This window comes from Gordonia sp. QH-12, from assembly GCF_001578675.1.
GTDB lineage: Bacteria > Actinomycetota > Actinomycetes > Mycobacteriales > Mycobacteriaceae > Gordonia > Gordonia sihwensis.
The window spans coordinates 98,794-117,257 of the sequence record NZ_KQ969285.1; the positions used below are offsets into that span (position 1 = coordinate 98,794).

An 18,464-nucleotide genomic window follows, 5' to 3' on the forward strand; every position below is an offset into this window, starting at 1 on the left:
GTGTCCGACCGCCCGCCGGGCTATCCTGAATCTCGCGAACGAGTCGGCCGGGCGGCCGCGGCGAGGGAACCGCACGAGCGATCGTGCAGGCCCGAGTCGAGGAAAGTCCGGACTCCACAGAAGCAGGGTGGTTGCTAACGGCAACCCGGGGTGACCCGCGGGACAGTGCCACAGAGAACAGACCGCCCGCACGCATGGCGTGCGGGTAAGGGTGAAACGGTGCGGTAAGAGCGCACCAGCGATGCGGGTGACCGTGTCGGCTCGGTAAACCCCACCCGGAGCAAGGCCGAAGCTCGCACCGCCGGCCGGCGTGTGCGAGTGCGCGAGTGACCGAGGACTGCTCGTCCGAGCTCGCGGGTTGGCCGCTCGAGGCACCCGGCGACGGTGTGTCCAGATGGATGGTCGCCACCGGCTCTCGGGCCGGTACAGGATCCGGCTTACACGCCGGCTCGTTCGCTCTCTCCTTCGCCCGCCTGCGCGGTGCGGGCACCGCACTTTTCTCACGGTTCGGTCGAGCGCACATCACGATTCCGGCTCGCGTATCACTCATACGCGGTGATCCGGCCATCGAACACCGCGCAAGCGGACGGCGCGACATAGCATCTCGCCCACGCACCGCCGCGGAGGACGGCGGGCGGCAACACGCACCGAACGAGGCAGGGGACTGTTCATGAATGTCGATTCCAGGAAAGTGGCCGCCGTCGTCGTGGCCGTCGGGGCCATCGGGCTGCTGGGTACCGCGTGCTCGTCCGACGACGACTCGGCGTCGAACACGTCGGCGGCGATGTCGAGCCCGATGTCGAACGCGAGCGGTGCGACCGCGTCGTCCGATGCGATGGAGCCGAACGGGATGGATTCGGGGGCGTCCAAACCCACGACGATCACCACCGACACCGAGCTGACCACCGTCGGCGGTCAGCAGATCACCATCGGCGACGAGGCGATCGCGAAGTCGTACGGCGAACGCGGCGGACCCGACGGCTACCTGGGCAAGCCGCTCGGTCCCGTCGTGAAGCTCAAGTCCGGCGGTTCGTTCATCACCTTCGAACACGGCTCGCTGTACCAGAATCCGGCCACCGGCGCGGTCTACGCCGTGCACGGCGAGATCGGCGACGAGTGGGGCCGGCTGAACCACGAGAACGGCCGCTTGGGCTACCCGACCAGCGATGAGACGAAGATCGAGGGCGGTCTCGAACAGACTTACGACAACGGCACGATCAAGTTCGTCGGCGGCAAGGTGACCGTGACACCGGCCGGCTGACCCGAGGCGGGCCCGGCGTCCGCCCGCCACGGCTCCTATGCTGTTCAGATATGCAGCGGAGAATGCGGGCGCCGGCAATCGATTTCGCTCAGTTGCGCCGTGACATGGGGATCGCAGGCGAGTTCTCCGCGGAGGCTCAGCAGCAGGCGGCCGCGGCCGTGGACCGCTTCGCGGACGCGCGCGTCGATCGCACCGACCTCGAGCTGGTGACGATCGACCCACCGGGATCGATGGACCTCGATCAGGCGCTGCGGGTGATCCGGGCCGACGACGGAGGCTTCCTGGTCCACTATGCGATCGCCGACGTCGCGGCACTGGTGGAGCCCGGCAGCGCCCTCGATCTGGAGACCCGGCGGCGGGGACAGACCGTCTACTTCCCCGACGGGAGCGTTCCGCTGCATCCGCGGGCGCTCTCGGAGGGGGCCGGCTCGCTCTTGCCGGATCAACGACGACCGGCCGTTCTGTGGACGGCCGATGTGGCGGTCGACGGCCAGTGCCGGGGCGTCGAGGTCTCGCGGGCACTCGTCCGGTCCCGGGCTCGCCTCGATTACGCCGGGGTGATGGCCGACCTGTCCGCAGACCGGCTCCATCCGGCGATCGCGGCGCTGCCGGACTTCGGCCGCACGCGCCTGGCATGGTCGCTCGCCCGCGGTGCGGTGCAACTCGACCTCCCCGACCAGGAGATCGTGCCCCACACCGAACCCGGACGAGCATGGACGCTGCGGATGGCGCCGCGCACGCCGGCCGACCAATGGAATGCGCAGGTGTCGCTGTTGATCGGGATGTGTGCGGGCCGGATCCAGAATGACGCGGGGATCGGTCTGCTCAGAACCCTGCCGCCGGCCTCGACGGAGGCGGTGGAGGATCTGCGCCGGGCTGCCGCACACCTCGGGATCGAGTGGCGCGACGGACTCTCTCCGGGAGAGTTCCTCGCGACGCTCGAACCCGATGCGCCGACCACCCTCGCGCTGATGACGGTCGGGGCGCGACTGATGCGCGGCGCCGGCTACCTGTCCCTCGCCGGTGAGTCCTCGGCACTGCCCGCGGAGCGCCGCGAGCACGCCGGGGTCGGCGGACTCTACGCACACGTGACCGCACCCCTGCGTCGTCTGGGCGACCGATACGCCACCGAGGTCGCGCTGGCCGTCACGGCGGGGGCGGAGGTGCCGACGTGGGTGCGCGAAGTGCTGCCGGAACTGCCGAAGACCATGAGCGGCTCGGACTCGGTGGCCGCGACCGCCGAGCGCAAGAGTATCGACCTCACCGAGGCAGTCGTGCTGTCCGACCAGGTCGGCCGTCGGTTCGACGCCGTCGTGATGCGCGGAGCCGACGGCCGGCGGCCGCCGGAGATCTTCATCGAATCCCCGGCGATCGTCGCCCGCTGCGAGAACGCACCCGCGGCGGGGACTCCCTGCACGGTGGAGGTGGTCACGGCCGATCCGGCGGTGCCGGAGGTGTCCTTCCGCGCGGTGTGAGTCCGCGCGATCACCTCGTGCGGCGGTACTTCTTCACCGCGCGACGTCCCCGGGCTTCCTCGTGCGCGTCGAGCCGGCCCAGGACGAACAGGGCTTCGCGGCTCAGATCCGGATTCGCCGCGACCCCGGCCAGGTGCCGCCGATTGACCACCGTGTCGTGAAAGACGCCGAGGTGGTTCTGCACGCGCTTGGCCTCCTTGCCGGCCCGGTGGAAGGCGCGCTTGCCGAGCGGATCGGCCGACTCGGCGGTGTACCGGACCGCCTTGGCGCGCTTGCGGATCGTGTGCAACTGCTCCACCCACTCCGCGGACCAGGGGCTGTACTTCTTGAGCCGCTTCTCGGCCGAGACCATCCGTGAGTAGGCGCGGCCGATGGCGTCGGCGGCCACGTCGCGGGCGTCCCGGGCGGCCGCGGGGCCCGGGATGGGCGCCTCGATCAACGCGTCGAGATCGTCGAGCAGTCGGAGATAGCGGAGCGTCGTGAGTGCGAAACGCATCGACTTGAGTGCGCGCTCGTGGTGGAGCCGCTCGTCGTCGATCAGTGCCCGGACCAGATCGTCGGGCGCCTGCTCGCGGTGCAGCAACTGGGCGTTGGCGGCGAGACGGACCTCGCGATCGCGTGCGTCGCCGAGAACTTCGCCGAGCAGGCGCAATTCCTCGGCCACCGGTGCCGCGGCCTCGGGTGCGATGACGCCCGGGTACGACGCGAGAATCGACCGGATCTTTCGTGCCGCCACTCGCATCTGATGGACCGCGTCTTCGCCGTTCTCCCGCGCGATCGGGTCCCAGGCGACGAGGGCGTCGCGGTGTGCCGCGAGGTCGTACTGCACCAGGCCGAGCGCAGTCGCTTTCTTCGGGAGTGCCCGGACGAGGTCGTCGTGCGGCCGGCTGCCGATGGCCCGCGCCAGTTTGGAGACGCTCGACGCCTCACGCGCGCCCGCTGAGCGGAGGACGCCCTTGGCCCGCTTGAGCAGTTTCGCATCGCCGCCGGTGAGCTCGAACTCCCACTCGGCCCAGCGGTGTACGGAGCCGCCGGGCAGCAGGGACTCGGCCGAGACCAGATCCTCGCAGAACTCGGCGAGCGAGCGGCCGTCGGCGTCGAGGACGCGTGTGACGGTCCGGTCGGTGGTGATCGTCGCGACCGGCACCAGCGGCGCCGACCGGACGATGGTCAGCACCTGCTCGCGCAGGTGCGCTGGCACCTGGGCGTCGCCGGCCTCGTCGAAGCCGACCGCGGTCTCCTTGCGTCCGCCGGGCACGGACGACGGTCGCTTCAGATGCCAGCCCGCATCGGTGCCGCCGGTCCGGCGACGCAGGGTGATCCGGTTCCTGGCGAGCGCGGTGTCGGCGGTGTCGAAGTAGGTCGCCTCGAGCAGGTAGGTGGTGGGCTCGCCGACGGTGCCGCCGTCGACGAGACCGGTGAGGTCGGGGGCGGGGAGTCCGGCGTCGACGTCGAACTTCAGCTCGATCTCGATCGAATCGGAGGGGCTCATGTCATACGCTCCTGCTGCGGGAGAAACTGTCGGTTGCCTCGACGAGATGGTGGACGATGCCCGGCTCGAACGATGCGTGACCGGCGTCGTCGACGATCTCCAACTGCGCGGCGGGCCAGGCGCGGTGCAGATCCCAGGCGCTGCGCATCGGGCAGACCACATCGTAACGGCCCTGGACGATGACCGCCGGGATGTGCGCGATGCGGTCGATGTTCGCCAGCAGTTGTCCATCCGCGAGGAATCCGCGGTTCATGAAGTAGTGGTTCTCGATGGTGGCGAAGGCCAGGTCGAATCGATCAGTCTGATCCGAGTTATCTTGTGGCAGAAGATAACTCGTCTTGTTCTCCCACGTGCTCCATGCAGTCGCGGCCCGCTGTGCCCGTTCGCGGTCGGCGCCGGTGAGAATCCGGTGGTACGCCTCCACCAGATCGCCGCCGCGCTGATCCTCCGGGATCGGATCGAGGTAGGTCTCCCAGAGATCGGGGAAGATGTTCGCCGCGCCGCCGTTGTAGTACCAGTCGATCTCGCTGCGGCGCAGCAGGAAGATCCCGCGCAGCACCAGTTCGGTGACGCGCTCGGGATGGGCCTGGGCGTAGGCCAGGCCGAGGGTCGATCCCCACGAGCCTCCGAAGACCTGCCAGGCGTCGATACCCAGATGGACGCGCAGCGCCTCCATGTCGGCGATCAGATGGTCGGTGGTGTTGACCGAGAGGTCGCCGCCGTCGGCGATGTGCGGCCGCGACTGTCCGCAGCCGCGCTGATCGAACAGGACGATCCGGTAGCGGGCCGGATCGAAGAACCGGCGCTGTCTGGGCGCCGTTCCTCCGCCCGGCCCGCCGTGGACGAAGACGACGGGCTTGCCTTCGGGGTCACCCGAAGTCTCCCAATAGATCTCTTGTCCGTCACCGACGTTCAGATGTCCGGATTCGTAGGCCTCGATCGGTGGGTACAGGGTGCGCATACCCTCAGCCTAAGTCACGCGCCGACGGCGCTCATGCCCGTGCGAGACCGGTGATCGGCGCTGGCTGATGTGACCGCGGCTCGGATCAGTACGAGTGCTCCGGGCCGGGGAAGGCGGCGGTGGCGACCTCGGCGGCGTAGGTGCGGGCGGCCTCGCGGAGCTGGTCGCCGACCGCGGCGTAGCGCTTCACGAACTTGGCGGTCTTGCCGTGCGTGTATCCGGCCATGTCCTGCCAGACCAGCACCTGGGCGTCGGTCTCATTGCCCGCGCCGATACCGACGGTCGGGATGGTCAGCTTGCGGGTGATCTGCCCGGCGACGTCGGCCGGGACCATCTCCATGACGACCGAGAACGCGCCCGCCTCCTGCACCGCGATGGCGTCGGCGACCAACTGATCGGCGGCGTCGCCGCGCCCCTGAACGCGGAATCCGCCGAGTCCGTTGACGCTCTGCGGGGTGAACCCGACATGGCCCATGACCGGGATGCCCGCAGCCGTGAGCGCCGCGATCTGCGGTGCGACGCGCTCGCCTCCCTCGAGCTTGACCGCGTGCGCGCCGCCCTCCTTGAAGAAGCGCACGGCGGTCTCGAGCGCCTGCTGGGGACCGGCCTCGTAGGTGCCGAACGGCAGGTCTGCGACGACGAGGGCGTGCGGTGCTCCGCGGACGACCGCGCGGACCAGCGGAATCAACTCGTCGATCGAGATCGGGATGGTGGTGTCGTAGCCGTAGACGACGTTGGCGGCCGAGTCGCCGACGAGCAGGACCGGGATCTCGGCCTCGTCGAAGATGCGGGCGGTGGAGTAGTCGTACACGGTCAGCATGGGCCACTTGTGACCCTCGGCCTTCCACTGCGCGAGATGGTGGACGCGGGTCGCGCGGCGAGGTGCCTGCGTGCCGGTGTCCGGAGTGGAGCCGTAGACGGGTGCATCCGACATGATCTGCCTCATTTCTGCCTCGAGTCCCGCTCGTGCGGGTACCCGGGTTGGTGTGGACGCCCTCGATTGTTCCACCGGGCCGAGGAGGGGAGAACCCGCGGTTCGGTGGGATTGGTCACACGGCGGGCCCGTCGTGACAAGCCCTGGCGCGCGGGCGCGGTTACGCGCGTGTGTAACACGCGCGTAACCGCGGCCCTCTAAGGTTCGGGTATGGACCGCCAACAGGAATTCGTGCTGCGCACCCTCGAAGAGCGGGACATCCGCTTCGTCCGACTGTGGTTCACCGACATCCTCGGCTATCTGAAATCGGTGGCGATCGCGCCGGCCGAACTGGAAGGCGCGTTCGCCGAGGGCATCGGTTTCGACGGGTCGGCGATCGAAGGCTTCTCTCGCGTGTCCGAAGCCGACATGGTGGCCAAGCCCGACCCGTCGACCTTCCAGATCCTGCCGTGGCGCGACGAGGGCGACCTGTACTCGGCGCGCATCTTCTGCGACATCACGATGCCCGACGGTTCGCCGTCCTGGGCCGACCCTCGCAACGTGCTGCGCAGGCAGCTCAACCGTGCGGCCGATCAGGGGTTCACCTGCTACGTCCATCCGGAGATCGAGTTCTTCCTGTTGAAGGACAAGCCGATCGACGGCACGCCGCCGATTCCGGCCGACCGCGGCGGCTACTTCGATCAGGCGTTCCATGCCCTGGCACCGAACTTCCGCCGCCACGCGATCGACGCGCTGGAGGCGATGGGCATCTCGGTGGAGTTCTCGCATCACGAGGGCGCGCCGGGGCAGCAGGAGATCGACCTGCGTTACGCCGATGCACTGTCAATGGCCGACAACGTCATGACCTTCCGCTACCTGGTGAAGCAGGTGGCCTTCAGCGACGGGGTCCGCGCCACTTTCATGCCCAAGCCCTTCAGCGAGTACCCGGGCTCGGCGATGCACACGCATATGAGTCTGTTCGAGGGCGACACCAACGCCTTCCACAATCCCGACGACCCGATGCAGCTGTCGACGGTCGGCAAGCAGTTCATCGCGGGGATTCTGAAGCATTCCGGTGAGATCAGCGCCGTCACCAACCAGTGGGTGAACAGCTACAAGCGCCTCATCTACGGCGACGAGGCCCCCACCGCCGCCACATGGGGCGGCGCCAACCGCTCGGCGATGATCCGGCTGCCGCTCTACACACCGAACAAGGCGTCGTCGCGCCGCGTGGAGATCCGGACACCCGACTCCGCGTGCAATCCCTACCTGACGTTCGCGGTGCTCCTGGCCGCGGGCATGAAGGGGATCGAGAACGAGTACGAGCTGCCGGACGAGGCCGAGGACAACGTCTGGGCGCTCACCGAGGCCGAACGTCGCGCGATGGGCTACCGCGAGCTCCCGGGCTCACTCGCCGATGCGCTCGTCGAGATGGAGAAGTCGGAACTGGTGGCCGAGACGCTGGGTGAGCATGTCTTCGACTACTTCCTGCGCAACAAGCGCGCGGAGTGGAACGCGTACCGCGGCCGGGTGACGCCGTACGAGCTCGAGAACTACCTGCCGCTGTAAGGGAGGCACGTGTGACTGTTTCCCGTGGCCGTTCCACCGTCCCCAGCCCCGGCCGCCTCGGTCTGCTGCAGCCCGAGGCGCGCGCGCGTCTGGCCTCACTCGGCTGGACCGAACCGGAGCACATCGACCTGTTGTGGTCGCTCTCGCGGGCGGCCGACGCCGATCTGGCCCTCGCCGCGCTGATCCGGCTCCGCGACGCCGACCCCGACGCCTGGCCGGAGATCAGCCGGCTGATGGCCCGTAACAAGCATTTCCGGGGGCGTCTGCTCTCCGTGCTCGGCGGGTCGGACGCGCTGGGCGACCACGTGGTCGCCGAGCCCGGCACGTGGCGGCTGCTTCTCGACGACGAGCTGCCGGACGAGATCGCGGTCCGCGAGTCGCTGCTGAGCGCGGTGGCCGCGACCCCCGAGCCGGGCGCGGACGAACGCGGAGATCTCCTGTACCGCGCCGGGGTCACCGGTCCGGACGCGGTAGCCGCGCTGCGCTGCGCCTACCGGGACCAGTTACTCGTCCTGGCGGCACACGATCTGGCGGCGACGGTCGAAGACGAGCCCGTCCTGTATCTGCCCGAGGTGGGGGCACGCCTGTCCGATCTCGCCGACGCCGCAATGACCGCGGCCCTGGCGGTGGCGATCGCGACGGTGCTCGACGAGGATCCCCTCGAGATCGATCTCGCGGTGATCGCGATGGGCAAATGCGGGGCGCGCGAACTGAACTACGTCAGCGATGTAGACGTGGTCTTCGTCGCCGAGCCGGCGGACTCGGTGTCGGCGCGCATCGCGGGGGAGATGATGCGCATCGGCTCGTCGGCGTTCTTCGACGTCGATGCGGGACTGCGGCCGGAGGGAAAGCGCGGCGCCCTCACGCGGACGCTGGAATCGCATGTGGCGTACTACCGTCGGTGGGCCAAGACCTGGGAGTTCCAGGCGTTGCTGAAGGCCCGCCCGATGACGGGATCGATGAAGCTCGGCGCCGCCTACATCGAGGCCACTTCGCCGATGGTCTGGGACGCGTCCGAACGAGACGACTTCGTACCGGAGGTGCAGGCGATGCGCCGCCGGGTCGAGGCACTGGTGCCGCCGGAGGAGAAGGCTCGCAATCTCAAGCTCGGGCGCGGCGGACTGCGCGATGTGGAGTTCGCGGTGCAGCTGCTCCAGATGGTTCACGGCCGCGTGGATCCGGAATTGCACGTCCAGTCGACCGTCGACGCTCTCGCCGCGCTCACCGACGGCGGGTACATCGGGCGTGACGACGGCGCGAACTTCTCGGCGTCGTACCAGTTCCTGCGGATGCTGGAGCATCGCCTGCAACTGCAGCGCCTGCAGCGCACTCATCTGCTGCCCGATCCCGACGACACCGCGGCCATGCGGTGGTTGGCGCGGGCGGCGCACGTGCGGCCCGAGGGCGACAAGGACGCGACCCAGGTCCTCGGCCGCGAGCTGCGCAAACAGCGGACCCGGGTCCGGCAGCTGCATGAGAAGCTCTTCTACCGTCCGCTGCTGGAGTCGGTCGCCCGACTCGACAAGGGGGCGCTGCGGCTGTCGGACGAGTCGGCCAAGCGTCAGCTCGCCGTGCTGGGCTGGGCGTTCCCCGATCGCGCGCTCGCGCATATCCGGGTGCTCGGATCGGAGCCGGGGCGCAGCGGCCAGATCCAGATGCTGATCCTGCCGAGTCTGCTCGAGCACATCAGCGACACCCCCGATCCCGACGCCGGCCTGCTGAACTACCGCAGGCTGTGCGACGAGGTGGTGGGCGTCGACTGGTTCCTGCGCCTGCTGCGCGACGACGCGGTGGTCGCCGAACGGCTGATGCACGTTCTCGGCACCAGCGAGTACATCGCCGACCTGCTGATGCGCTCGCCCGACGTGATCCAGCTGTATTCGACGGGGGCGACCGGACCCAAGCTCACCGAGGTCGATTCGGCCGACGTGGTGAAAGGTCTGGTCGCCTCCACCATGCGGGCCACCGACCTCGACCGGGCGATCGCCGTGGCGCGGTCGCATCGACGCGCCGAACTCGCGCGGATCGCCTCGGCCGATCTGCTCGGGCTGATGTCGGTGCAGGAGGTGTGCCGGGCGCTGTCGACCGTCTGGGCGGCGGTGCTCGGCGCGGCGCTCGACAAGGTGATCGCGTCGACGCTGGACCGCGGGGCGCGGGCGCCGGCCCGGATCGCCGTCATCGGGATGGGCAGGCTCGGCGGTGGCGAACTCGGCTACGGGTCGGACGCCGACGTGCTGTTCGTGTGCGAGCCGGCCGACGGCGTCGACGAATCGGAGGCGCTGCGCTGGGCGCAGACGGTGGCCGACCAGGTCCGCAGTCTGCTGGGGACGCCGAGCGCCGATCCGCCGCTCGAGGTGGACGTCGGTCTGCGGCCCGAGGGGAAGAACGGGCCAATCGTCCGGACCCTCGGATCGTACGAGGCCTACTACCGCCAATGGGCCCAGCCGTGGGAGGTGCAGGCGCTGTTGCGCGCCCACTCGGTGGCCGGCGATTCCGACCTGGGGCTGCGCTTCCTCCACATGATCGACGTGACGCGGTACCCCGAGGGCGGGGTGTCCGCGGAGGCTGTTCGGGAGATCCGGCGCATCAAGGCCCGCGTCGACTCCGAACGACTGCCGCGCGGCGCCGATCCGGCCACTCACACCAAACTCGGCCGCGGCGGGCTCGCCGACGTCGAGTGGACGGTGCAGTTGATGCAGTTGCGCTACGCGCACAAGTACCCGCAACTGCACAACACGTCCACGCTCGAGACACTCGAGGCGATCCGGGAGCTGGAGCTGCTCACCGAGGACCAGGTGGACATGCTGGCGGACGCCTGGCTGACCGCGACCAAGGCGCGCAACGCGCTCGTGCTGGTGCGCGGCAAGCCGGTCGATCAACTGCCGGGGCCGGGGCGCGCTCTGCGATCGGTCGCGTACGCTGCGGGATGGCCGCAGGACGAGGCGCAGGAGTTCCTGGAGCACTACATGCGGGTGACGCGGCGAGCGAAGGCCGTCGTGGTGGAGGTATTCGAGAGCTGATCGACCCGGCCCACGGAGTCGCGGCCGGACGAGAGGCGTGCTGCGAGACGTGAGCATTCTGCACCGAGCGTGGGGCCGACCGGTCGCCGATGCGATCACCGCGGGTATCCGCGCCGGCCAGAAGGCGGCCGCGCCGGCGTTGCGTGCGGCGCAGACGCTCGCGCAGGCTCTGCCTCTCGACCTGCTCGTGGAGGTCGGCAGCGAACGGCAGCGCGCGTCCAACCGGGTGGTCTACGACTTCTTCTCCGGAATCGGTCCCGAACTGGCGCATCCCGGCGGATCGCTGCCGGGCGCGAATCGGTGGGACGTTCCGTGTGATCCGGAGCATCCGGTTCCGGTGATCCTCGTGCACGGCACGGCGGGCGGTGCGCAGACCAACTGGGGCACGTACGTTCCGCTCCTGGTGGGTGCGGGATTCTCGGTGTTCACGCTCACCTACGGAGCCACGGAGGGCGCCAGGTGGCCCATCTCCGCGCTCGGCGGCATGCGCCGGATCGAGGACAGCGCCGCCGAGTTCGGCCGATTCGCCGAGAAGGTGATGGCATCGACGGGAACCGACCGCATCGACGTGGTGGGGCATTCGCAGGGCACGCTCGTCCCGGCGTACTGGGCCAAGTTCCTGGGCGGGGAGGACCGGATCCGACGATACGTCTCCCTCGCCCCCTTGTGGCAGGGGACCTCGACTTTCGCCCGCGCACGCCCTGTGGCCGCGCAACTCGAGCGCCGGCTGGGGATCGATCCGAGCGCGGTGATCCCATGTCATGCCTTGCCGCAGATGATGCAGGGGTCGACGTTCCTGCGCCGCCTGAACTCCGGCGGCAGTCCGTACGTGCGCGGGACCGCGTACACCAACATCTCCACGGTTCACGACGAACTGGTGCGCCCGTACACCTCGGGGCAGGTGGAGGGCGGACCCGGTCACGACGTCACCAACATCGTCCTGCAGGACGGGTGCGGCAAGGACTTCTCCGACCACCTGGGCATCTGCGGCTCGCCGCGCGCCGCGGCGATGGTCGTCAACGCTCTCGAGGGCCGCGACGTGCGCGTGGTGCCCTGCCGGCTGGTGGCGCCGTTCTTCGGCTCGCCGCTGCTGCGCCGAACCGGTGGGGCCCCGGAGTTCATCACACCGTTCGCTCCGTCGCGACGGGATCGCTGACGTCGGCTTTCACGCGATTCCGCGGCGAAGCCTTGACATCTGGAAGAAGAGGGGTGAGTGTAGTCACACCTGAACAAACCGAACGCTCGGTAGTGAGTGTTCAATTCTGGAAGGTGTGACTCCCATGACCGATGCTCCCGACCTTACCGATCTGCTGGCCGACGCACCGTCCAACTGGGGCAAGTGGGGCCCCGACGACGAGGTCGGATCGTTGAACTACCTGACCCCGGACCAGGTTCTCGCGGGGGCGTCGGAGATCCGGAAGGGCGAACTGTTCACGCTGCAGCGGCTCATCGGAGACCCCGCCGGCGATCCGGTGTGGCCGGGCCGCAGTCCGGCCACCCGCGAGATGATCTTGGACGAGTCGCACTGGGACGAGGGCGGCGACGGGCCGGCGTTCCCGGGCGGATTGCACTACGCCGACGACAAGCTGAACGCATTCCTGCAGGGGTCCACGCAATACGACGCGCTCGGCCACGTCTGGTACGACGGCAAGATCTGGAACGGCTTCGACGCCCGCACCACCATCGGTGGCCTCGACAAGGCGAGCGTGGAGCCGATCGCCCAGCGCGGTGTCGCGGGGCGGGCGAATCTGCTAGACATGGCCCGATTCCGCGGGAAGGACTATCTCGACCCGGGGGAGACGTTCACGCACGAGGATCTGATCGCCTGCGCCGAAGCGCAGGGCACGCCGATCGCCGAGCGCGACATCCTCATGATCCGGACCAACCACCTGCAGTTGTTCTTCGAGAAGGGAGACGCCTTCTACGAGGACTTCTGCGAGTCGGGACTGGTGTACTCGCCGGAGCTCGTCGAGTGGTTCCAGGAGATGGAGATCCCGAACCTGGTCACCGACACCATCGCCAACGAGGTGACCTTCGACCCCGACAGCGGAGTCGCGCTGGTGCTGCACAACGCGCTGATGCGCAATCTCGGTATCGCGTTCACCGAGATCTGCGACTTGGAGCGACTCGCCGAGGACTCCGCGGCGGACGGTCGTTACACGTCGTTCTACGTCGCGGCCCCGCTCAAGATCCACCGCGCCACCGGTGCCCCGGTGAACCCGGTGGCGATCAAGTGAGCGCGTACACCGACCGTCCCTGGCTCGCGCGGTATCGGGCCGGTACGCCGACGGACATCACCGCGGAGAACGCGTCCGCACTCCAGATCTTCATGAGCGCCGCCGCCCACGCTCCTGACGCTCCGGCGATCAAGTACTTCGACGGAGTGCTGACCTACGGCGAACTCGACGCGGCCGCGGACGCGCTCGCCGGTGCACTGCGCGCCGACGGCTTCACGGCCGGGGATCGCTTGGCGGTCTACGTGCAGAACAACCCGGCGTTCGTGATCGGACTCCTCGCGGCGTGGAAGGCCGGCGGATCCGCCGTGGCCGTCAACCCGATGAATCGACAGCGAGAACTCGCCTACCTCCTCGAGGATTCGGGGGCGACGGCGCTGCTGACGCTGAACACTCTGTACGACGAGGTGGCCGCGGAGGTCATCGCGGGCGGCACGACCGCCGTCCGCACGGTGATCTCGGTGTCGGCGCTCGACGGTCAGTCGCGCGACGACGACCGGGTGCTCGGCGACCAGAGCGCCGACGTGCCGGTCGGCACCCGTGCCCTGTCGGCGATCATCGCCGAGCACGACGGCACTCCCGTGACGCCGACGGCGCCGTCTGCGGACGATCTGGCGGTCTTGACCTACACGTCCGGTACCACTGGAAAACCCAAGGGTGCGTTGAATACTCACGGCAACCTGGCGTTCAATGCGCAGACCTACCGGGACTGGATCGGGCTCACCGGTGAGGACGTGGTGCTCGGCGTCGCGCCGCTGTTCCACATCACCGGTCTCGTGGGCCACGTGATGCTCGCTCCGCTGCTCCGGATTCCGCTGGTCCTCACGCACCGGTTCGCGCCCGCGGTGATGGTGGACGCCGTGCGCGAACACCGTCCGACGTTCACCGTCGGTGCGATCACCGCCTACATCGCCCTCGCCGACTCCGGCGGCGCGCGGCCGGGTGACTTCGACTCGCTGCGGGCCCTGTACTCGGGCGGCGCGCCGATCGCGCCCGCGGTGGCCGATCGTCTCGAATCGGTGTTCGGTGCGTACATCCACAACATCTACGGCCTCACGGAGACCAACTCACCGTCGCATGCGGTGCCCTTCGGAGTGCGGGCGCCGGTGGACGGCGAGTCCGGGGCCCTGTCGGTCGGGGTGCCGGTGTTCAACACCGTGGTCCGGGTCGTCGACGACGACGGTGAAGACCTGCCGGTGGGTGCGATCGGCGAGTTCGCGACCTCGGGGCCCCAGGTGGTGCCGGGATACTGGAACCGTCCGGACGCCACCGCCGAGTCGATTCCCGGCGGTGAACTGCGCACCGGCGACGTCGGCTTCATGGACTCCGACGGCTGGTTCTACCTGGTCGATCGCAAGAAGGACATGATCAACGCATCCGGTTACAAGGTGTGGCCCCGTGAAGTGGAAGACGTCTTGTACGGTCATCCGGCCGTCGCCGAGGCAGCGGTGGTCGGCGTGCCCGACGAGTACCGGGGGGAGACGGTGAAGGCCTTCGTCTCCCTTCAACCGGGCAAGGCCGCCACCGGCGAGGAGATCGTCGAGTTCTGCAAGTCGCAGATGGCGGCCTACAAGTACCCGAGATCGGTGGAGATCCTCGACGAACTGCCGAAGACCGCGACCGGCAAGGTGTTGCGCCGCACGCTGCGCGACCAGGCGGCCGCGCGCGCCTGAACGGCGTCGCCCCGCGCCTGTCGGCGGTCGGGTCCCGACCGGCTCAGCCCGGCCGGGACCCGACGCCGTCTAGTCCCGCGAGACGGAGACCGAAACGGCGGTAGCGGACCGCGATGTCGGCGGGATCGTCGATGCGCTCCAGCCGGCAGACGCCGGTGCAGAGGTCGAGGACGGCGCGCGCGGTCGCCGTGGAGTCCTCGTCGTCGCCGTCGGGCAACTGCGCGCGGACCACCTCGAGCAGCCGCCCCGACACCGCCTCTATTCGCGGCCGGTCCGCGGGGTCGAGGTTGGCACGGTCGGTCACGACGATCCGCATCACGTCGCGCCGAACCGCGGCGAACAGCGCGACCGCCTCGCAGACGTTGCCGAGTGCGAGCACCCGGTCGTCGACGTCCGCGGCGGCCTCGACGTGTGCCGCGAGCTCGGTGTACGCGAGGTCGAAGACGGCGGTGAGCAACGACTGCTTGCTCGGATAGTGGTGATACACGCCGGCTGCGCTGAGTCCGGCCGCGGCCGCGACGGTCCTCATGGTCGCGCCGTGATATCCGGTCTCCACGAAGCAACCGATGGCCGCGGCGAGGGCGGGGTCGATCTCGCGGTCGGGATAGTCGCGCCAGTCGAACTCCTTGGCCGCGTCGGCCGGCTGTGGTGACTGGAGCTCGGTGAGCGCGGTGATCGTCGTGTCGAGTTCGGCGGCGATGGCCGCGAGCCGTTCCGGTGAGGCCGCGGTCTTGCCGGTCTCGATCCCGCTCATCGTCCCGACGCTGACTCCCACGCGACGGGCGAGCTCTCGCATCGAGATCCCGGCGAGCTCGCGAGCCGGCCGGATCATCAGCTGCGCGCGGGCGCATGGATCGGGCATGGGGTCAACGGTAATAGGCCGCAACGGTTCCGGGGCGCGACCGGGCCGCGAAAGCGACCTTGTCCCGGTTGCCGCCGCTTACAATCGCGGGTGCGGGCAACCAGCGACGAATGAGGGCGCGAACTGATGATCGACGACGGATCCGACCTGCCGAGGCCGACATCCGGGCTCACGATGTTCCACGAGGCGGTCGCCGCCGGCTCCGGCCGTCCGCTGATCCGCTACTTCGACGGCGTGCTCACGATGCGCGACGTCGACAGGCATTCGGATGCGCTCGCGCACCACTTGATCGGACAGGGATTCTCCTCGGGCGACCGGCTGGCGATCCTCACGCAGAACAGCCCCGCATTCGTCATCGCCCTCGTCGCCGCGTGGAAGGCCGGCGGGATCGCGGTACCGCTCAACCCGATGAACACCCGGCGGGAGACGGCGTTCGCGTTGGTCGACACCGGTGCGCGGGCGCTCGTGTGTCTCGACGAGTTGTACGCCGCGGGTGCGCAAGCGGTGATCGCCGACGGCGACACCGATGTGCGGACGGTGGTGCTGACCTCGATCGGCGACTGGGCGGCGAAGACCGACCCGGCGCCGGGATCGCTGCCCGCGCTGCCGTGGTCCGGCCCGGTACGCGGCGCCGATCCGGGCCGCGACGACCCCGCTCTGCTGCTGTACACGTCGGGCACCACCGGAGTGCCGAAGGCCGCCGTGGTGACCCACGGCAACCTCACCGCGGGCGCAGAGCTGTTCCGCCGGTGGACGACGATCGGCTCCGATGACGAGATCCTCGGGATCACTCCGCTGTTCCACGTCACCGGAATCGTCGGCCACGTGGCGCTCGCGCTGCGTGTGGGGGCGCCGCTGATCCTCGCGCACCGGTTCGATCCGCCGGTGCTGGTGCGCGCGCTGCGCGAGCATCGGCCGGCATTCGTGATCGGCGTCATCAGTGCGATCGTCGCGCTCGCCGAGGAAGCCGACGGTCCCGACGACTTCCGGTCCGTGAAATGGCTCGCGACCGGCGGTGCGCCGGTGTCGGCGGACACCGCCGCACGGGTGGCCGAACGCACGGGCACCGAGCTCAGCATCGTCTACGGGCTCACCGAGACCACCTCGCCCGCGATAGCGACGCCCGTGGGGCGGCTCGGGCCGATCGACCGCGAGTCCGGCGCACTGTCGATCGGGATGCCGGTCGCGGCCACGCGCTGCCGAATCCTCGATGACTCCGGCGAGCCGGTCGCCCCAGGTGTCATCGGCGAGGTGGAGATCGCCGGACCGCAGGTGAGCCCCGGGTACTGGCAGGACGGTTCGATCGTCGGCGGCCCGGGCGACGGCGCGCTGCGGACCGGCGACATCGGCTTCCGCGATACGGACGGGTGGGTGTTCCTGATCGACCGGCGTAAGGACATGATCACCACCGCCGGCTACAAGGTCTGGCCGCGCGAGGTGGAGGAGGTGCTCTACCGCCATCCGGCGATCGCCGAGGCCGCCGTCGTCGGAGTGCCCGACGACACACGAGGCGAAGTGGTCAGCGCCTTCATCGCCTTCGAATCCGGGGCCACCGCCACCGTCACCGACATCGAGGAGTTCGCGGCGGCTCAGCTCGCGGCGTACAAACGTCCCCGCAGCATCACCGTGCTCCCTGCCCTGCCGAAGACGGCCACCGGCAAGGTGCTGCGCAGACGCCTGCGCGGATGAGCCGACCGAGGCCGGTTCAGCCCTGTGCCTCCAGGATCTTGAGCCCGAAGACGATGGTGTCGCCCTTGTTGATGGAAGCGCCCGGATTGCCGTCGGGATAGCCGTCGGCGGAGGGGATCACCACGACGACGGTGGAGCCGACCTTCTGGCCGACGAGGGCCTGACGGAAGCCGGGAACCACGCCGGAGGCCGGGAACTGGGCCGGCTCGCCTCGCTGGTAAGCGCTGTCGAAGACCTGACCCGTGGTGCCGTTGACCCCCTCGTAGCAGACGGAGACGGTGGTCGCGTCGGTCACCTCGGAGCCATTTCCCGCGATGAGCGTCTTCACCTGAGTCTTGTCGACCTTGAACGGTGTGGTCAGGGTGATCGCCGGCGCAGCGTTCTTCGCGTCGTCGGTGACGGTGAAAGCGGCCTTACCCTGCACGCCGTCGACGGTCCACGAGGGCGCTCCGGAGACGTTCTGCGGCGTCGGCGCGCAGCTCGTGGTGTCGGCGGCCGAGCTGTCGCCGTCGTCGGACGAGCACGCGGTCAGGGCGAGCGCGGAGGCGGCGAGGGGAAGGAGGACCAGTGCCTTGAGCTTCATGGTCGATCAGCCTATCCGTCGGTCGCCGAGGCCGGTTCCGCAGCCATGATCTTGAGGACGAACACGATGCTGTCTCCGGGCTTGATGGTTCCGTCGGGACTGCCGTCGGGGTATCCGTCGGCGGAGGTCATCACCACTGCCACCGAGGCGCCGACGCGCTGTCCGACGAGCGCTTTGCGGAAACCCGGAACCACGCCGTCGGCGTGCAGGCGGGTGGGCGTGCCCTTCTGGTAGGAGCTGTCGAAGGTCTGGCCGTCGCGGCCGTCGACGCCCTCGTAGCAGACGTTGACGATGGAGGCGTCCGTGATCTCGTCGCCGGTTCCCGGTGCCAGTGTCTTGACCTGGGTCTCATCGACGCTGAACGGCGGGGTGATCTTGATGAGCGGCCCGGCGGTATCGGTGGAGGCGGCGATCTCCGCGCTGCCCGTCGCACCCATCACCTGCCACTGCGGTCTGGTGTCGGCCGGCGGATCGGCCTCCGGGCACATCCCGCCGTCCATCGTCGGACTGGGCGTGGTCACGTCGAGGCTGGTCTGCGCGCTGCCCGCGGTGTCGTCGGAGGAGCATCCGGCCGCGGCCAGCAGGGCCGCCGCCGCGGGGACCAGGAGGAGAGACTTGCGCTTCATGGGCGACGACACTAGCAGCCCGGACTGATAGGTTCCTGGGCCCGGACGTGGCACGAAAACGTCGGTGGCACACCTCACACAGAGCGGCGGCTCGGAGTCCCCCGAC

14 protein-coding genes and 1 other RNA gene are annotated in these 18,464 nt (G+C 69.3%); 9 read left to right on the forward strand and 6 right to left on the reverse strand.

Annotated features, from left to right (window positions below; genetic code table 11):
- The first annotated feature begins 39 nt into the window (after positions 1–39).
- From rnpB to Y710_RS05115, 3 genes are all read left to right on the forward strand, one after another.
- Positions 40–456, forward strand: an RNA gene (gene rnpB / locus Y710_RS05105) — RNase P RNA component class A.
- 214 nt (positions 457–670) lie between these two features.
- A complete protein-coding gene (locus Y710_RS05110; protein WP_006895238.1) occupies positions 671–1,261 on the forward strand; it encodes an LGFP repeat-containing protein in 591 nt (196 codons plus the stop codon).
- Between the two features lie 50 nt (positions 1,262–1,311).
- Positions 1,312–2,736 (forward strand): RNB domain-containing ribonuclease, encoded by a 1,425-nt coding sequence (locus Y710_RS05115; RefSeq protein WP_039866933.1) that lies wholly within the window; start codon positions 1,312–1,314, stop codon positions 2,734–2,736.
- A gap of 10 nt (positions 2,737–2,746) precedes the next feature.
- On the opposite strand, the gene Y710_RS05120 is transcribed toward Y710_RS05115, so the two are convergent.
- The 3 genes from Y710_RS05120 to panB all read right to left on the reverse strand — a co-directional run bounded on the left by Y710_RS05120 (position 2,747) and on the right by panB (position 6,123).
- Complete coding sequence (locus Y710_RS05120) at positions 2,747–4,228, reverse strand: CYTH and CHAD domain-containing protein (protein WP_006895240.1); 1,482 nt, start codon at positions 4,226–4,228, stop codon at positions 2,747–2,749.
- 1 nt (position 4,229) lies between these two features.
- On the reverse strand, positions 4,230–5,189 hold the full coding sequence (gene pip, locus Y710_RS05125) for a prolyl aminopeptidase (protein WP_006895241.1): 960 nt from the start codon (positions 5,187–5,189) through the stop codon (positions 4,230–4,232).
- Between the two features lie 85 nt (positions 5,190–5,274).
- Entirely contained in the window at positions 5,275–6,123 is an 849-nt protein-coding gene (panB, locus tag Y710_RS05130; protein ID WP_006895242.1) for a 3-methyl-2-oxobutanoate hydroxymethyltransferase, read from the reverse strand.
- A gap of 210 nt (positions 6,124–6,333) precedes the next feature.
- Between panB and glnA the strand changes: the two genes are divergently transcribed.
- From glnA to Y710_RS05155, 5 genes are all read left to right on the forward strand, one after another.
- Positions 6,334–7,671: a type I glutamate--ammonia ligase gene (gene glnA / locus Y710_RS05135; RefSeq protein WP_006895243.1), complete on the forward strand. Its 1,338-nt coding sequence runs from the start codon at positions 6,334–6,336 to the stop codon at positions 7,669–7,671.
- Between the two features lie 11 nt (positions 7,672–7,682).
- A complete protein-coding gene (locus tag Y710_RS05140) occupies positions 7,683–10,691 on the forward strand; it encodes a bifunctional [glutamine synthetase] adenylyltransferase/[glutamine synthetase]-adenylyl-L-tyrosine phosphorylase (protein WP_062366641.1) in 3,009 nt (1,002 codons plus the stop codon).
- Between the two features lie 49 nt (positions 10,692–10,740).
- On the forward strand, positions 10,741–11,847 hold the full coding sequence (locus Y710_RS05145; RefSeq protein ID WP_231875680.1) for an esterase/lipase family protein: 1,107 nt from the start codon (positions 10,741–10,743) through the stop codon (positions 11,845–11,847).
- Between the two features lie 124 nt (positions 11,848–11,971).
- Entirely contained in the window at positions 11,972–12,928 is a 957-nt protein-coding gene (locus Y710_RS05150; protein ID WP_006895246.1) for a cyclase family protein, read from the forward strand.
- Positions 12,925–14,598 (forward strand): AMP-binding protein, encoded by a 1,674-nt coding sequence (locus tag Y710_RS05155; RefSeq protein WP_006895247.1) that lies wholly within the window; start codon positions 12,925–12,927, stop codon positions 14,596–14,598. Before Y710_RS05150 ends, Y710_RS05155 begins: the two co-directional genes overlap by 4 nt.
- 43 nt (positions 14,599–14,641) lie before the next feature.
- Here the strand turns inward: Y710_RS05155 and Y710_RS05160 are convergent, their stop codons facing one another.
- On the reverse strand, positions 14,642–15,460 hold the full coding sequence (locus tag Y710_RS05160; RefSeq protein ID WP_062366646.1) for a TetR family transcriptional regulator: 819 nt from the start codon (positions 15,458–15,460) through the stop codon (positions 14,642–14,644).
- A gap of 126 nt (positions 15,461–15,586) precedes the next feature.
- Here Y710_RS05160 and Y710_RS05165 point away from each other — a divergent pair, with 126 nt between their 5' ends.
- Positions 15,587–17,149, forward strand: coding sequence for an AMP-binding protein (locus Y710_RS05165; RefSeq protein WP_062366648.1), 1,563 nt, complete (start codon positions 15,587–15,589; stop codon positions 17,147–17,149).
- Positions 17,150–17,165: 16 nt separating this feature from the next.
- On the opposite strand, the gene Y710_RS05170 is transcribed toward Y710_RS05165, so the two are convergent.
- Both Y710_RS05170 and Y710_RS05175 read right to left on the reverse strand, forming a co-directional pair.
- Positions 17,166–17,732: an FKBP-type peptidyl-prolyl cis-trans isomerase gene (locus Y710_RS05170; RefSeq protein ID WP_062366650.1), complete on the reverse strand. Its 567-nt coding sequence runs from the start codon at positions 17,730–17,732 to the stop codon at positions 17,166–17,168.
- Between the two features lie 11 nt (positions 17,733–17,743).
- On the reverse strand, positions 17,744–18,358 hold the full coding sequence (locus tag Y710_RS05175) for an FKBP-type peptidyl-prolyl cis-trans isomerase (RefSeq protein WP_062366653.1): 615 nt from the start codon (positions 18,356–18,358) through the stop codon (positions 17,744–17,746).
- Between the last annotated feature and the right edge of the window lie 106 nt (positions 18,359–18,464).

Bases quoted from the DNA above. Each gene is read 5' to 3' on its own strand.
- Y710_RS05110 (WP_006895238.1), top strand. From the start codon at position 671: ATGAATGTCGATTCCAGGAAAGTGGCCGCCGTCGTCGTGGCCGTCGGG.
- Y710_RS05115 (WP_039866933.1), top strand. From the start codon at position 1,312: ATGCAGCGGAGAATGCGGGCGCCGGCAATCGATTTCGCTCAGTTGCGC.
- Y710_RS05120 (WP_006895240.1), bottom strand. From the start codon at position 4,228: ATGAGCCCCTCCGATTCGATCGAGATCGAGCTGAAGTTCGACGTCGAC.
- pip (WP_006895241.1), bottom strand. From the start codon at position 5,189: ATGCGCACCCTGTACCCACCGATCGAGGCCTACGAATCCGGACATCTG.
- panB (WP_006895242.1), bottom strand. From the start codon at position 6,123: ATGTCGGATGCACCCGTCTACGGCTCCACTCCGGACACCGGCACGCAG.
- glnA (WP_006895243.1), top strand. From the start codon at position 6,334: ATGGACCGCCAACAGGAATTCGTGCTGCGCACCCTCGAAGAGCGGGAC.
- Y710_RS05150 (WP_006895246.1), top strand. From the start codon at position 11,972: ATGACCGATGCTCCCGACCTTACCGATCTGCTGGCCGACGCACCGTCC.
- Y710_RS05160 (WP_062366646.1), bottom strand. From the start codon at position 15,460: ATGCCCGATCCATGCGCCCGCGCGCAGCTGATGATCCGGCCGGCTCGC.
- Y710_RS05165 (WP_062366648.1), top strand. From the start codon at position 15,587: ATGATCGACGACGGATCCGACCTGCCGAGGCCGACATCCGGGCTCACG.
- Y710_RS05170 (WP_062366650.1), bottom strand. From the start codon at position 17,732: ATGAAGCTCAAGGCACTGGTCCTCCTTCCCCTCGCCGCCTCCGCGCTC.
- Y710_RS05175 (WP_062366653.1), bottom strand. From the start codon at position 18,358: ATGAAGCGCAAGTCTCTCCTCCTGGTCCCCGCGGCGGCGGCCCTGCTG.